This window comes from Simkania negevensis Z, assembly GCF_000237205.1.
Classification (GTDB): domain Bacteria; phylum Chlamydiota; class Chlamydiia; order Chlamydiales; family Simkaniaceae; genus Simkania; species Simkania negevensis.
Genome location: NC_015713.1, coordinates 2,057,261 through 2,072,743, shown reverse-complemented (window position 1 = coordinate 2,072,743; position 15,483 = coordinate 2,057,261). Strand labels below are relative to the sequence as shown.

The 15,483-nt window shown below is 40.6% G+C and carries 13 protein-coding genes; 12 read left to right on the top strand and 1 reads right to left on the bottom strand.

Annotated features, from left to right (window positions below; translation table 11 throughout):
- Positions 1–26 precede the first annotated feature (26 nt).
- Positions 27–206, top strand: a complete 180-nt coding sequence (locus SNE_RS13240) for a hypothetical protein (protein ID WP_013944336.1) — start codon at positions 27–29, stop codon at positions 204–206.
- Here SNE_RS13240 and SNE_RS10170 read toward each other — a convergent pair.
- Entirely contained in the window at positions 187–591 is a 405-nt protein-coding gene (locus SNE_RS10170; protein ID WP_013944335.1) for a type III secretion system chaperone, read from the bottom strand. The genes SNE_RS13240 and SNE_RS10170 overlap by 20 nt on opposite strands.
- Before the next feature lie 173 nt (positions 592–764).
- On the opposite strand from SNE_RS10170, the gene SNE_RS10165 reads away from it, so the two are divergent.
- The 11 genes from SNE_RS10165 to SNE_RS10105 all read left to right on the top strand — a co-directional run bounded on the left by SNE_RS10165 (position 765) and on the right by SNE_RS10105 (position 15,447).
- Entirely contained in the window at positions 765–1,235 is a 471-nt protein-coding gene (locus SNE_RS10165) for a hypothetical protein (protein ID WP_013944333.1), read from the top strand.
- Between the two features lie 2,290 nt (positions 1,236–3,525).
- Positions 3,526–4,338, top strand: coding sequence for a hypothetical protein (locus SNE_RS10155; RefSeq protein WP_013944331.1), 813 nt, complete (start codon positions 3,526–3,528; stop codon positions 4,336–4,338).
- A gap of 9 nt (positions 4,339–4,347) precedes the next feature.
- Positions 4,348–5,142, top strand: a complete 795-nt coding sequence (locus tag SNE_RS10150; protein ID WP_013944330.1) for a hypothetical protein — start codon at positions 4,348–4,350, stop codon at positions 5,140–5,142.
- A gap of 15 nt (positions 5,143–5,157) precedes the next feature.
- Positions 5,158–5,658, top strand: coding sequence for a hypothetical protein (locus tag SNE_RS10145; protein WP_041419053.1), 501 nt, complete (start codon positions 5,158–5,160; stop codon positions 5,656–5,658).
- A 21-nt stretch (positions 5,659–5,679) separates the two neighbouring features.
- Entirely contained in the window at positions 5,680–7,047 is a 1,368-nt protein-coding gene (locus SNE_RS10140) for a hypothetical protein (RefSeq protein WP_013944328.1), read from the top strand.
- Between the two features lie 19 nt (positions 7,048–7,066).
- Positions 7,067–7,981: a hypothetical protein gene (locus SNE_RS10135; RefSeq protein ID WP_013944327.1), complete on the top strand. Its 915-nt coding sequence runs from the start codon at positions 7,067–7,069 to the stop codon at positions 7,979–7,981.
- Between the two features lie 330 nt (positions 7,982–8,311).
- Positions 8,312–10,804, top strand: a complete 2,493-nt coding sequence (locus SNE_RS10125; protein WP_013944325.1) for a carbohydrate binding domain-containing protein — start codon at positions 8,312–8,314, stop codon at positions 10,802–10,804.
- 723 nt (positions 10,805–11,527) lie between these two features.
- Entirely contained in the window at positions 11,528–12,469 is a 942-nt protein-coding gene (locus SNE_RS10120) for a hypothetical protein (protein ID WP_013944323.1), read from the top strand.
- A gap of 13 nt (positions 12,470–12,482) precedes the next feature.
- Complete coding sequence (locus SNE_RS10115; RefSeq protein ID WP_013944322.1) at positions 12,483–12,938, top strand: hypothetical protein; 456 nt, start codon at positions 12,483–12,485, stop codon at positions 12,936–12,938.
- Positions 12,939–12,959: 21 nt separating this feature from the next.
- Positions 12,960–14,513 (top strand): type III secretion system translocon subunit SctE, encoded by a 1,554-nt coding sequence (locus SNE_RS10110; protein ID WP_013944321.1) that lies wholly within the window; start codon positions 12,960–12,962, stop codon positions 14,511–14,513.
- Between the two features lie 10 nt (positions 14,514–14,523).
- A complete protein-coding gene (locus SNE_RS10105) occupies positions 14,524–15,447 on the top strand; it encodes a hypothetical protein (RefSeq protein ID WP_013944320.1) in 924 nt (307 codons plus the stop codon).
- Positions 15,448–15,483: the final 36 nt, after the last annotated feature.

The window sequence follows — 15,483 nt, the reverse complement described above, 5'->3', positions numbered from 1 at the left end:
TTCCTATCTTTTTGGAAGATACACAGATGTTTGTTTTTTTTCTAGGAAATCATCAATTGCTTAGAGATAAAAACCGAGTTGATGCCGAGCTGAATCTCCATGATAAAGTGGGCTTAAACAAAGTTAGAAAATCTGCAAAAAAAAAGTCTGACATGAAAAATAGAAAGGTGATCGAAATGGATTTGCCTAAAGCAAAGTTTGGTTGAAGCGGACGATCTCTTCTTGCCAATATGTAATATAGTTTAGGAAATCTTCGAGAGATTCTTTGAAAACTTGGTAGTTCATTTCAAAGGGGAGTGATTGTGAAAAAGTGAAAAACTTTTCGGTGGGATCGATTCCGATCGCTCCACCGCCCGTTCCTTGTCCCATAAGATTGGCCTTCATAAGATAGATGAACAAAGATTCTTTGCTTCCTTCTTTTGGGATAGGGAGAATAAGGGAGGAAAAAAAGACTCCAGGATTGAGCTCTAATACACCGACTTGAAAGTTTGGCGGAAGTTTCAATCTATAGATGCCATCCTTATCCTTTTGGGGAATGGCTTCTAAATGGAGATTTTCAGCTAAAATTTCTAAAAGACGCTCGGCTTGCATGCTATCTGCTCACATTTCTATCACTCATCCTATTGATTTAAAGTTTTCTCGGATTTTATTCAAAAAGAATCGTTTTTTCTTTTGACCGAGGAATTTCTTCGGCTATAATAAGGCTAGTGGGCGTCACCTTTATAATGGGGTGCCCTCTCGCAGACAGTTGAGGAGTTTTAGATATGGCTGGCGAATATGAACGCATCATGGAGTTTTTCAACCTGAGCCCAGAAGAAAAAGAGGAGCGGCTACAGGAAGTGTTTGAAGATTCGGTCGAATATTTTGAGCGGTTTAAACACATTATGATCAATGGAACACCCGAAGAGAAGAAGCAAGCCGTTGAGCGCGTGATGAGTATGAAAAAGCGCATCGAAGAAGAGACGAAGAAAATCTGCGAAAAAACCGGAATGACGGAGCAACAACTCGCTCAGTTCTCTAATGATCCAAAAAATTTCTCCCCCGGTCAGTGGGAAGCCATTGAAAGTGCGAAGAAAAAGCTCGATAAAGGGGTAGGAGATATTAAAAAAGCCGCATCAGCTGGAGCTGGCAAAAGCGCTCCTGTAGAGGAAGAATCTCAGAATGCCTCTGAAGAGGAGCAAGAAGGGAAGCTCAAAAAAAAGAGGAAAAAACCCAAGAATTGGATACAATCTTAAGTTGCTTATAATCAACTAATTATCTAAAAGCGCACCCTCATAAATACTTATAAATCAGTTGTTTAACTTTTTTATTTATTAAAAAATAATATATATATTATAATTATAGTTATGAAGAGGGCGATCTGTGTTAATTTTTACGTTTTTCGACAGTTTGCCTACAGCCTTTTAATAGGCTAGGGAAGGGGCCGGAAAGACCCACCAATATTTACTCAAATGGACGGGAATACATTTGAGCATACATTTAAAAGTTACTAAGCAATGATTTAAGGTTTGTTTGTTGAAAAAACAAGCTGGTATCTGATCTATAATGATCGGAATCCATTTTGATTTTTCAACCGGGCTTTTAGTGCCCAACCGAAGGATTGTTAGCATAAGATTGGACTCAGATTTTGGGGTCAATTTGCTCTCCTCAAATCGCCCACATTATCTATGAGATATGGGGGTTTGCAGAAAGCAAGAAGTGGCTTAAAAAATGGGTCAAGATGAACTAAGAATTTTATGGTTGAGCACGAAGTGCCGGTACCATGATGGATAGGCGCAGATTGGCCATCGCCAACCCTGTGTTTAAGAAAGCGGAAAGTCAGAGCTTATAGCTCTTTAAATATTTCACCTTCAACGGCCAGCATTCTGGCGTCATTTTCTATTCACATACAAAGAATTGAATTAGGTAGCATTTTTAAATGATGCTAAAAGGTCTCCCCTTCTTTTTCCTGAGCTAATGCTCAGGTTGGCCGTCATACACTGTATGACGGTCTTTTTTTTTAAGTCGGAGCGGGAGAATTTTTGAGCGCTGGAATAGCCTTAGGCTATTCCCGATTTAAGAATCCCTCAAAAAAACTCCTATTCTTAATAATTATGGAGCTCTTTTTTTGTTTTCATAAAAAATTTAAAATAATTGTTTAATTATTGTTAAAATATGATATTATTAAGTTACAGGATCGAAGAGATCATAATGTAATAGCTAAAGCGGGTAAGCTGGAAAAAACGGGGTCTTCAGGGGAGTACCATCATAATAATTACCTTTGGTCATTCCACCAAAAGCTTCCGAACTTAAAACAGCAATTGCCCTAGATCCTAGGCGAAAGTGATACTCACTTTGCCGGAGGCTAATCTAGCGTTATCTACACTAATTAAGTCATTAAGACGCTGATTACCTTAGAAATAGAAAGTGCACCCGATGTATTTAGCATCTGCTTGTGCTTTATTTTTAGGTAGTTAGGCGTTGTCGCATCTTTTTCATTACCAGTATATTGCGTCAACTCACTTATAAGAGTTATTTGCTTTTTCTCTGAGTTTCATTGAAACTTGGATCGGGCCGAATGGTCCATTATAAAGTGTTAATGTCTAGGAATTTAAATTCCAGGCGAAAAAAATCATTTCCTTATTCTATTCCTTTTCTTTCCGTACTCCCTGCCCCTGTCCCGTCTCCCCGGGACAGGGGCTTTTTTTTGAGACTAAACAAAATACACCCAGAGCTCAGGTGAGTAACCTGAACTCTGGGTGTATTTCACTCATTCTCAGGGATTTTTCTCTTTCTTCTCAGCCTTTTTGCCTCGAAAAGGACCGTTTGGCCCTTCCCATCGTCAAAAATACCGAGAATTTAAGAGAACTTTCTCTCCTTAGATTAAGCAAAATAAACCGAGAGTTCAGGTTAGTAATCTTTCCCCTTTTTCCCAGAAAATAGACTTAAAACAACTTCAAAAATGGGGGAAATAACTCATTATCAGTTTTAATCTTAAGTTGCTTAATATAAATAACATAGAAAATTAATATTAATTTTTTTTAAAAAATTGTTTAAATTAAATAAAAATATGTTATTATTTGTTTACAGGATCGAAGAGATTTATAATAAATAATCATTAATCCGGGTAGCTGCGCCAGAGAGCTAGAGAAAGGAAATGCCTTACATAATAAATACCTGAGGCAGATCCATAGAAGGCTCTAAGGAGCGGCAGATAAAATACCCTAAGATCCAGGCGAGGTGTTTCACACTGAGCCGAAGGCAATCTAGCGTTATCTACACTAATTAAGTCATTAAGACGCTGATTATCTTAAAGATAGAACATGCACTTGTATGCTTTGCATACCCGTGTGTTTTTGATTTAAAGGTAGTTAAGCGTTGTCGCATTTTTTTCATTAACAGTATCTTGCGTCAATTCGCTTTAAAGTTACTTCAAAGGTTGTATTTTCAACCATTGAGTGTTTTTCTCTGAGGCCTCATTTGAGACTTAGAATTGGGCGGAGGGCCTAATAATATATAAGCTTGTGAAGAGCTTACGGGGGAATTATGACGAACACAGTATTTTATTCTCAAAGTGCCTGGCAGGCTCAAGAGAATAATAATTTTGACACTGTAATGGACAAAATGGATACATATAACACGGCTGGACAACAGCTTATGTTCCTGCAGGTGGTTTTTTCATTTATGTCCAATTATTATGGTGGTGAGACAGAGTGGCAATCTTACGGGATGAATGACCTTTCAAATGTGGAACTCTATGATATGCAATGGATTGAGAATTCATATCAACAGGTCACTTCTGACGGGATCAATGGCGCTCCTACAAATAATGACTATCTGATAACACAGCAAGCCTATGGAGCAGCAAACAATATGCTCCAGGACCTTTATACTAATCCTATGTTTGAGGGGACACAGTTGCCTGAGGAAAGTTTAAATAACCTGGTAACGATTTTTGGGCTTCAATCATCAGATGTCAGCTACCACTTAGTAACGGTCACTATAGATGGAAATCCAACAACTGTGCAAAACGTGCCTTATTTCGACACCTCATACAATGCGCAAGATCCTCAAAATGATACATCTGCGCTAGTCGTCAAAACGACAAATTTTTGGGGCGAAGCAAGCACTTTTGCACCTGGGGATCAAGGCTATACGAAATATGTTGATCAAATGCAAGTCGTTCAGCAGACGATCCAACAAACGACGTCGCTATACACCGATAAAAGCTCGACATTGCAATCGACTGAAAAGTATGTTTATGGTGCTCAAAAGATGATTTTAGGCATCTGGGAAAACCTAAATAAGAATACAACGTCTATGCAGCAAACGGTGATTCAAGCCGAAACAAGAAGTTAGGAGGGTTAGATGACAGAACTCGTTTATAATACCCAACAAAATTGGGAAGCTCAAGAGAACCAAACATTTGAGTCTATGCTGCATAAGCTTGGCTCTTTTAGTTCTGCTGGGCAAGCTCTGATGTATGTCGGAGAGATTCTATATTTTATGATCGGATACTACCAAGGGGAAGGTGAGTGGAATTCTTCTGCACAGTCAGATTTAGCAAATACAGATCTTTATGATATGCAATGGATTGAAAATGGTTTTGCGCAGACTGCGGGCCAAGCAATCATGGGAAATGACTCGGTTAATCAAACGCCTGTGGTCAATGCCTATGCTGCGGCAAACAACATGTTAATGGATCTCTACACGAATCCGATTTTCGATGGGACAAAGATTCCACAAGAAGCGCTTAATAACCTTTGCACAATCTTCGGAACGAAGGATTATTCTACCCAATCTGTTCAGGTTGAGATAGATGGTCAGCAGGTGACAAAACAGGTTCCTCAATTTAACACTGCATCCAGCCCACAAGGAACTACAGAGTGGACGACAACGATTTGGGATGGAGCACCAGCTAGTAATAATTATCAACCTTTTCAGTCAGGTGATGCAAGCTATCAAGGGTGGGTGGATCAAATGCAACAGATGGAACAATCAATCCAAGAGACGAATACCCTTTTCACAAATATGAATGCTTCTGAGCAGTCTGAAGCGAAATTTTATGCGGGTGAAGACAAACAGTTTGAAGGAATCACAGAACAGCTCCTGAAAAACATAACGTCTTTGCAACAAACCGAATTGAAAAATCAGCTTAATTAATTTTAGGAGGGAGAGATGAGTAGTACTCCAATATACAAACCAAATGATACGCAGTTTCATTTTACTCAAAACGCCACACTGGCAACGTTAACATCTGCAAATGCGATGGCTAACGCGATATCGGCAACAATGATACAAATGGTGAACATTTATTTGGTCGATTCAAATGCAAATACGGCATTTGCAACTCAAGAACAGCAAACAGTGACGAACCTCATGCAAGGAGGAGTTTCAGATAACTTTGATGGAAATAACTCGAAAAATGACCCTGCAATTTGGAAACAGGGTAGCAGTCCAAATACAAACAGTAGTGATATGAACATGGTCCAAGCAGATGTGCAAAATTGTGAATCTTGGTTCAAATCGGTGATTGGAATTGTTCAGGCGATGCTATCGTCTGGAACTTCTGGGCTTCAAACAATGCAACAAAACGAGACTCAAGAATTTACCTATATGAATACAGCAAATCAATTGCAAGACTTTTTAGCGTCCTTATTGAGTTCTCCATTAGTTTAATAAAAAAGAAGGTTTAAATATATGTCAACAATTCAACAAATTAATGCTTCTAAAGAGCAATTCGTGACGGCAAATCAAAACAGCTCTTCTGATGCAGCAAATTCAGTTCTCCTCTTATTGCAGGAGACAATCGATTCTTATAAGTCGACTCAAGATGATGAGGCTTTAACTGGTGCGCAAACATCGGTCGAAGAGGGGTTAAATCAAATTGGACAAAACATGAAAGCGCTCTTTGAAACTAACCATTCCCTTCCATCTGAGAGTCTCTTTGTCGTTTTCTATTTTCTCGGACAATTAAACGGTTTAGAAACGACAAATGCCGATCTTCAAGCATTTTTAGGACAAGCAAACAATGCGTTCGGAGTTGCTGAAAGTTCGGATGCTCAGAAAAATTTTGTTAAAGCAGCAAAAGATTACTACAAATCAACTCATCAACCTTGGTGGGATAAAATTTTAAAGATTGTGGTTCCCGTCATTCTTGTACTTGTGAGTGTGGTTTCAATGGATCCTGGAATGCTCATTGCAGCTGTTGCTACAGCAGCACTCACTGGTCCTGCTGGTAAAGCCATGAGTAAGGGTATCACAGAAGGGCTGGAAAAGTTTTTACCCAAAGATGTGGCAGAATTTGTCGGCGGCCTTTTAACTGTTGCCGCTATTACGGTGGGAAGCCTTGGTGTTGGAGCTGCAGCCTCTCTCGAGAGCGTCGGATCCGAACTAGGTGAGTTAGGATCTGATCTTAGCAAGTTAAAAGACACCCTTAGTAAAGTTACTGTTAACGTGCCACGGATGTCTTCAGTGGCAATGATGGGAGGGTTCAGTGCTCTCGCAAAAGAAGGGCCTCAGATTGTAGCAGGTTTTGTTGACGCACTACCTGTGAGTGATGAGGTGAAAAAGGCTTTAACGATCACTTTTGATGCGATCTTGGAAGTTGTCGCAATTGCTGGAGCAATGGTTGGCGGCTATGGGGCGCTCAAGTCAAATGATACAGATGTTAACCTCTTAAGTAATGGATTAAAAAAAGCTGCAGACAAAGCAGGCGGATTTATCACTGAAAAACTTCCAAAGGTTGTGGATGCTTTAACCTCTGCTGTGAATCGGATTGTTTCCGTTTCAGAATATATTAAGAACTTTGCTTTGATCTCTGCTGGTACTGCGGAATGCGCAGTTGCTGGTTATGACGGTGTGCAAGCTTCTGCAATGACGAAACTAGGAACAATAGATGCTTCATTGAAAACGCTTTCTTCATCAGAAAAAGCGACTCAAGTCCAAACGTCTAATATTGTTCAAGATGCTATCCAAATGATGCAGGAATTCGGCGTCATGATCAACCGAGTTGGTAATTTACTTAATCAGAATCAAAACATTGTAGCCGACATGTTGGCTCAGTAATAAATAAGGGGGAAATAATATGGCTTTAAATTTACCACAATCAAATTCAGTGAATGTCGGAAACCAGGCTGTTGCTCAGGCTGCAATTGATGGGTTGATTTCTTCAAGTGTCGAGCTGTCAGTGATTATGATTAATTTGTCTCTTATAGAGAACATTTTCAACTTTGAAGCAACTAAAAATATTGCAGAAGATACTAGAGAATCTTTTGATAAACAAGCGATGCAAACAGCACTTCGTGGGCTTGGCGGTTTACTCAATGGTGGAATGACTTTAGGGGGTGCTGCCTTTGCTACAGTTAAACAATGGCAAGCAGAAAGCGCTCTAAAAGGGGATCGTGCTGAAATTGAAACGATGAATAAATATCTCGAAGAAGCGAAACAAGTTAAAGGACCTGATTCAAGAGTTCTTTCGAATAGAGAGCGTATTGGACCAATGACTGAAGAAGAAGCTAGAGGAGAGGCTATTCAAAACCGAATGGAAGAGTTAACGAAGACAAATGATTATAAAAAACTTGATCTAGATGAATCAATTGAGATTTATGGTCCTGATAAGACAGATAGGCTTGTGATTCAAAAATCAAGTAAGGAACAAGCGAATAATCTTGTCACTCACCTCGAAAAGACAATCGAGAAGAAGCAAGGATACGTTACTGATCAGCTAAGAGCTGCTAGTCAAAAAGGTGAAACTGCGAATCTTATTGGCCGCTCTCTTGGAATGATCGCAAATGGTGTGACCGATGGCGTTGGCGCTCAATACCAACAAGAAGTTGGAAAATACGAAGCGAGCAAAGCAATTGGACAATCAACTCAAGCGATGGCTCAAGCTGGCCAAAACGACTTGACTTCTCAGGCGAATGAAGCGCTTCGAACAGCAATTCAGACTGCGCAAGTTCTGGTGAATATTGCTCAAGGAGATGTTCTCACTGGAAGTTAAAAATTAAAGAGTTTCTTTTCTTTCCGTACTCCCTGCCTCCGCGCTCAGTCTCCCCGGGCCGGAGGCTTTTTTTGAATCGAGGTTGGTGAATTTTTGAGGGTTTCTTCATTTGGCTTCTGGTAATCTTCCCCCTTTTTTTCGCTCGGAAATAGCGCATGGCTATTCCACTGCGCTCAAAATTGGGAAATCTTACTCAGAATCCAGCGAATCAACTACCCAAATATCCCCCACTCTCAAATCTGGAAACAAATTTGCCATTTTCAGGGTTGTAAATTTTTTTTCACATGCATAAGATGACTGCAAATTGATTTTTTTCGTTAAAGGTAGAACATGAAGCTAGCTATTTGGGGAATCTCCATTCTATTTACCGCTCAAGCAGTTGGAGTTGAATATGGATCACTCATGACAACTGATGAAGAGGCAGAAAAATTATGTAATTATACGCAAGTTAAAGAAGAGGTTATTCAATCGAGCCAAGACTATGAAAAGGCTCTTTCTCTTTATCGCCAAGGAACGCTCCCTTATGAATCTCTTCAAGATCAATATGCTTCAACGTTTTCCGCACTCTTAAGTAAAGTCAAATCTCTCATTGAAGATGACACTACGGGGACGATTTCTCCGATCCAAAATGACTATGATAGCGACCACGCTTCAGACTATGACAACCATTTACAGCAGCTTATTGGAATCATACAAAATGCACTTGCTATTCCCGCATATCAATGCCTTCTTCCCCCTATTGACTCCTATAAAAATCTGATCTCTAATGGAGATTTTAGTGAGGGAACAACTGGATGGCAAATTACGGGCGGTTCAGGAACTCTCGTTGTGAATTCTCCAGATCCGTATGATAAGACAAGTCCTATTGAAAATAAAAATAGTCTCTCTTTTTCGGACATCCCATCTAAACCAGGTTACATCAGCGTTAGCCAAGAGGTCACAACCATTTCCGGTCATCTTTATTTGGTGGGAGGGTATGTTTTGGGAACACCCCCAAGCAGTAATGATGGAGCTTATTCGGGAGGAATAGATGTTGCAGGTGCTGTTTCTCTCACAAGCTCGATCTCTGGAAAAACGACCGATTATCCTCAAACTTCTAATGAAATCGATCAAGAAGGATTTCATCGCCGGTTTTTTTGGTTTACAGCTTCAGGAAATTCGATGAAGGTAAGCTTAAGTGGAGGAAAAAATACTGTCTTTAAAAACATTGTCGTGGTTGATGTCACGACTACTTCTAAGCTGATGGAATACGCTGCTTCTCTCTTTCCGCTAGTGACCACTTTAGGAGATCCAGATGTAGGACATTTTCCTCAAATCGAATCAAAATTAAATGTGGGGGATAATCTTTTAGATGGCTCGATTTCCATTCAGAAAAATATTGATCAATCGCCGCTTAAGAATGCAGGACATCCTTATTGGTATATTGATGGAAGCATTCCTGCGAATCACGAAATTAAATTGACAAATGGACTCAACGGGGCGCATGCTTTATACATGCCTAAAAATGGTTCGGTCACTTCCAATGGCCCTGTTCCCTGTCCTATTGGAGACTATACTCTTCATGCAAAAATTTTCATTCCAGAAGGAGAAAGTGGAAGTGTGAATCTTCAATTTAAGGGGATTGCCCTCGTTGATAACACCACTCTCCCCCAAATCTCTCAAACCTTTACTTCTCTTACCCCAGGTCAAGTGACACCTATTCAGATTGAAATTTCGGCAGATGAGTTTGAAAGCATGCAAGCTGGGACTTTTTTTAGACCTGTGGTCATATTGACAAATCTTGAAGACGCTGCCTTTTTCTTTGATGTGAGTTTAATTTCTGATAATCCGACAGTTTATGATCAAATCAATGCGATTAACCCTTATAACCCAGACCGAAGTTGGTATCAAAAAACGGGATGTACACAAAGTTACGACTTCACAAGTGGGATGATTAGCTCAGATTGGGGTGTTGCTCTGACAGGGAATACCATGTTTGGGCCTGGATTTCCACCAAGTGATTTTACAAAAGTCACATGCCATGGCATTCAGTTAATCAGTACCCGTGACAATACATCTTCCCCTCCTTATGCCAATGGGGGCATTCAATCGACACAATTTATCCCAAGTGGACGGGATTTCACAATTGAAATGACCTTTGTTGCCACAAATGATGGATCTGATTACGAACCGACTGTTGCTTTATGGACATATGGTGAATCGCAGCGCGGTCCCAATAACCCAATTTATCATACCCATGCACCAGGCGCCGATCCGATTACAGAGTTTGATTGCGAAATGGGTTCAGATATTTCTCCTAACACTCCACCTCCCCAAAATTCCGTTTGCATCCGCGATGGAAGTTACATCGGTCATGCTGTTGGAGGGCATGGCGAATACATGGATACCCATCCAGACGGAACTCCCCTTTGGAAAGTTGTGCCGAACTTTTGGGATGGTAAAGTCCACATACTCAAGATGGAAGGGAAATATGATCAAAATAACCGTCTCATTCTTACACGGATACTCGATGGAGAAACTCCTTTTAGCACGCAAGATCTTGGAACTGGGCCCTTTAGCCCAATGTACATCAAAATTGCATTTGAAAATCCGACTTGGAATAGCCGGGGATTTAGCAACGGAAAAGCGCAACTTGAAATCCAAAAAATCGACATCACCATTTCTCCGCCTCTTGAACAAGTCCCAACCATCGCTCCCGAGCAAATCGATTTTGCTTGGTTCACTCCAGGAGGGGGAGGAGGATGCTCTTATACCCCTTTCCCGAGTAGGGATGACAGAGAGTCTGAGGGTTTATTATTCGGTAAATCAAAGCGACGTATCTAGAGTTGGTTTGGTTGTAACTTGTTGAATGAAAGTTATTTGCGAGATGATTATCTCTCAAGTCTTTGTTATTGAATGGTTTATGATAAAATTTAAAATAATTGTTTAAAATAAATTAAGATATGCTATTATTAAGATAGATTTTGGGTAATTTAGAACCTAGTAAAGTATAATCTAATTTAATAAATCATTTATTAGTGTTGCATACAATCTTAAATAGAATATGAGATTGTGAGGTTCTGGACTCTATCACCCAAGAATGTGTCCATTGAACCAAACAGTCTTTTTGTATCTTTTAAGTCTCAGTATGCATCGATGATAAGATGATTAGATCTTGGCAGATCTTTTCTGGTTTGCTGAGGGGGTACTTGGCGTAACTATAATACGTCGTTTCAAACGCTTCTTACCTCACTCAGATAAAGGCCGCTTTAGATAGGCACTTCGTTTGTCTATGGTCGGTTTTGTTTGTGTGAAGGTGATGAAGCTTCTTTATTTGCTTCATTATGTAACAGTTATTTAGCTTCGTGCGATTGAGTGCATACGCGTTTTATGTGTTTGCATGAATCCACTCAGCACCAGGGAAGTCTGCGTCCCTGGAGAGCTTGTCAAATCTAGATGGGTTTGAAGAGTCGTCTCCAGGCATTAAAGGAAAGCAGGGATCAGCTTGAGGAAAAGACAAAGCTATTCGCTGCCTGCCAGGGAAAGTAGGAAAGAAAGGATTAGGATATGAGTACAATTCCAGCAGTCCCGACAAGTTATACGACGGGAGATCAATATAAATCTGATGCAAACAAGGCATGGGAAAGTGAGCTCAATACGCTCGATACCTTGCCAAATGCCTTTGCTCAGCTTATCTACATCATGTTTGTGATGATGCCCACAAAGGAGAAGTCTATTGGGGGAGAGATGGAGTATCAGGATTACCTGATGGATCAAGTCTCAGACCAATTGATCCCTCGTTTGGATAGTATTAAGGAGGATTTTAATAGTTGCACTGGGCTTAAACCAGAGGATGTCGTGAACTCTCTAAAAGGGTTTACTTTTGGAAAAGACCCAGGGAGTTGTCCTGGATCGGATGCAGTTTCTGAAGCGAACTCGATCTTACAACTAGTGTATTTGAATCCTAACTTAGCATCTAACTCTCAACTTCAAGCGAATGTAACGAGCGCGATCTCAGACTTAATGACGACCGGATTAATGTATAACGGGCTTGATAATAATTACGTTAAAATCGTCATGACTTCTGTCCCCATGAACGTCACAGTGAACGGTACCGAGGAAACGGTAGATGTTCCACAGATCCAAGGGGAATATTGTGCCAATTCTGCTTCTGGTCAGCCTACTGATGACTGGCAGGTTATGAGTGTTGATGGCACAGGATGGGCACTCGAAGCGATGTGGAGTGGAACTTTTGAGTATACACATGTGGCTTCTGGTAGCCAGCAAGGAAAAGGGGAGGGACTGAGCTCGTATGAAAACATGATTCAGGAAAAGACGGCAGATATGAATGAGCTTTCGACAACTTTTACTGATTTTTCAAAAACTGCAACTTCAGTTTTCCAGTTTTTTATGGGAGAAGAAAAGCAAATGCTTTCGATCTTAGACAATTGTCTACAAGACATTTCTAAAGGAGAGCAGCAAGCAATTAATAACGAAATTACATCATAAAAAGGAGGTAAAAATGAGCGGATTTCAGGCCATGGGCAATGTGATATTAGCAACCATGGAAGCTTCAGTCCAGCTTGCAAATGTGGAGCAAAATGACTTGCTCTATACAGCAAACATTGCGATTAGCCTTTCAACAGGCTTAACTAAGCTGATGAAGAAGCAACAAGATGTAGAGAATGATATTATGAAGGGTGGTTATTCGGGTATTTTCGATGACTATAATAGCGCCAATGACCCGGGATTTCAAAGCTCGAACGATAATGCTGTGCCTATGACGCAAGCTTGTTTAAGCGCAGCTCAATCTGGATTTCAGGGTTGGATCTCGTCTTTAACAAGTGTCATGTCGGCAATGACTCAACAGATTCAAAGCGCTCAGCAAACAATTACACAGACGTTTCAGTTCCCACAACAGGCCTTGGAACTGCAATCATTTACCAGTCAGCTCACAAGTAACCCAATGACGGCTTAATAAAAGGAAGGATAAAAAATTATGTCAAATGTTCAAGAAACCACAAATCAGATTCACTTTAATTTAGTTCCAGAAGGAGAAAAAGGAAGTCACCGTACAGCAGATGCGAGCTCAGCCATCTCGATTTTAAACAACTTACTCCAAAAACTCGCGCATTCAGGTGCATCTCAAGATGGGCAATCTCCTCAACATGAAGAGCTAAGTCAGCACCTTGGGAAATTAGTGAATTCAGTTGAAGATATATTCGAGCAAACCGATGCACCTCCAGAGCTAGGAAAACAATTACTTTTAGAGCTGCTATTAGCTGTGCAACAGGTTCAAGAGGTGCAATCAGAAACAACGATGGTGAATTCAGAAATTGAATCAAAAGGTTCTGAAGCAGCGACTCAAAATGCTGCAGAGCAGTATCAACAAGTTCTCGAAGATGTCCACGAGCAAGAAGACCAACCTTGGTGGAAAAAAGCTTTAGATATCGTTGTGAAGGTAATTGTTCCAGTCGTCATGATCGCGGTAGGAGTCTTAACAGCTCAACCTGAACTAGTTCTTGCTGGAGCACTTGTTGCAGTAATGGCAGATACCCCTCTCATGCAAGATTTGACGAATGGATTTGAGGATCTCTTAACTGATATGGGAGTGCCAAAAAGTGATGCCGAGTGGATTGCAGGAGTCTTGACTGTAGCAACTGTTGCGCTTGTAACAGCAGGTGTTGGAGCCGCTGGTGCGCTTGAAGTCGGAGCAGATGAAGCAGTTGATGCTGTTGCAGATGTTGGCGAAAAAGCACTAACTGGTGCTACTGAGGATGCGACAACTGACCTAACCGAAACCATTGACGATGCAACAGAGTCTCTAGGAGGTCATGAAGCGAAAAACGGAACAAAAATCACTCTTAATGGAAAGAAAGTCCTGAAAGCTGGTCTCATGGGAGGCTCTATGGCGATGAGTCACGAAGCTTCCACGATTTCAGAAGGAATTTTTGAAAGTCTTCCTATTTCTAACCCTGAAGTGAAAAAAATTCTTCAAGCTTTGACAACTGTATTGCTTGAGCTTACTGCAGTTGTAGGACTTGTAGCATCAGGTGGCATGTCTGCGACGAGTGAAGCGGGATCTTCTTCTGCTATTTCGAAAGGAATTGAAAAGCTCACAAAAGGTGTAAGCGAACTCATCTCGAAAAATATGCCTGAATTAATTGATTTTGTTTCAGAAACTGCTGCAAATCTTGTTGAAAAAGTTCCAGAAGAACTTGTCAAAGTGATGGAAAAACTAGCAGATAAGTTTCCAACTGCAGAAAAACTAGCTCGGTTGACAAAGATAGGAGCTGTTGGAGTTGATGGGACTGCTAGTATTGTCAATGGTGGTTATGATCTTGAGCAAGCAAAAGTGATTGACAATATGGGAGAAAGTGCCGCCGAACTCTCACTAGATATGGCAGCTGATAGAATTGGTGAGAGCACCATGAAATCGAGTTTAGAATTTAATAAGAGCATGACGAAGTCTCTGACACAGATGATGAATGAAGTTTCTCATTTTGGCTATGTTGAGAGTGCTGCGGCACAAACAGTTGCAAGTAATATTTAAGGAGGAAAAGATGACAAGTTCAGTTTCAATGACAAATTTAGTTTTTAGTGGAACAGCAGCAGCGGCTCAAAATGCAATTTATAAAATCATGTCGCTGTACTCAACCATGTCGTCGCAATACGACAAATTGATGATACTTGACACCGTAAGCTCATTTAAAAGCGCAGAGTCTACAGCTGAAAATACGAAAAATGCGTCTCATGAACAAGCATCGCAAACGCGCGATCAGGCCTATGGTGAATTTGCTTGTGGAGTGGTGAGTCTTGGTGGAATGGGAGTCGGATTCGCATATTCGACCTTAGCAGAGAAAGGGTTAGACCCTCGAGAAGAAGAGCTCCAGACAGTGAAAGATTATCAAACTGAAACAGAAAACGCTTTAAAGCAAAATGTAGGAAAGAACTTATCTAATTCAGAAAAAGGCGAAGATTTAGAAACAAAGCGAATTAAAAACACTTTAGGTGAGTTAAGTCGTACATCAGACTTCTCAAAACGGATCCCTGAGAAAGAGAAACAAGCTCTAAAACTATCCGAAGAGCCACAACTCAAAGTTGCTAAGGCAGATAAAGATGCACTCTATTTAGGAGATGAAGACCAACTTAAGGAGATTTCAAAGCATCTCAATAAGAGAGGCCAAAGCCTTGAAGAAGAGATCAATGGGAGTAAATCACGTATTAGTAAGAATGCCGATCACATTATGCAGGCCTCAAATGCTGTGGGCCAAATTGGACGGGCTTCAGCGCAAATGGAAGCGGCAAATCATCAGGAAGATGCAGGTAAATTTGAGTCCGAGAAGGTCATGTCTGAAACAGGTGGCAAGCTTATGGATCAGCTCTATCAGCAATCTGCGCAAAATGCATCTAAGTATCTAGACCTAAGTCTGCAGCTACCAGAGATTTTAACTGGGCTACAGCAAGCTGACTCTAGTCAGACATAATCCTTTAAAATTTGGGCTGTTATGCACTCCCTATCT

Coding starts and splice junctions, on each gene's coding strand:
- SNE_RS10120 (WP_013944323.1), top strand. CDS start 11,528: ATGAGTACAATTCCAGCAGTCCCGACAAGTTATACGACGGGAGATCAA.
- SNE_RS10150 (WP_013944330.1), top strand. CDS start 4,348: ATGACAGAACTCGTTTATAATACCCAACAAAATTGGGAAGCTCAAGAG.
- SNE_RS10105 (WP_013944320.1), top strand. CDS start 14,524: ATGACAAGTTCAGTTTCAATGACAAATTTAGTTTTTAGTGGAACAGCA.
- SNE_RS10115 (WP_013944322.1), top strand. CDS start 12,483: ATGAGCGGATTTCAGGCCATGGGCAATGTGATATTAGCAACCATGGAA.
- SNE_RS10155 (WP_013944331.1), top strand. CDS start 3,526: ATGACGAACACAGTATTTTATTCTCAAAGTGCCTGGCAGGCTCAAGAG.
- SNE_RS10110 (WP_013944321.1), top strand. CDS start 12,960: ATGTCAAATGTTCAAGAAACCACAAATCAGATTCACTTTAATTTAGTT.
- SNE_RS10165 (WP_013944333.1), top strand. CDS start 765: ATGGCTGGCGAATATGAACGCATCATGGAGTTTTTCAACCTGAGCCCA.
- SNE_RS10125 (WP_013944325.1), top strand. CDS start 8,312: ATGAAGCTAGCTATTTGGGGAATCTCCATTCTATTTACCGCTCAAGCA.
- SNE_RS10170 (WP_013944335.1), bottom strand. CDS start 591: ATGCAAGCCGAGCGTCTTTTAGAAATTTTAGCTGAAAATCTCCATTTA.
- SNE_RS13240 (WP_013944336.1), top strand. CDS start 27: ATGTTTGTTTTTTTTCTAGGAAATCATCAATTGCTTAGAGATAAAAAC.
- SNE_RS10145 (WP_041419053.1), top strand. CDS start 5,158: ATGAGTAGTACTCCAATATACAAACCAAATGATACGCAGTTTCATTTT.
- SNE_RS10140 (WP_013944328.1), top strand. CDS start 5,680: ATGTCAACAATTCAACAAATTAATGCTTCTAAAGAGCAATTCGTGACG.
- SNE_RS10135 (WP_013944327.1), top strand. CDS start 7,067: ATGGCTTTAAATTTACCACAATCAAATTCAGTGAATGTCGGAAACCAG.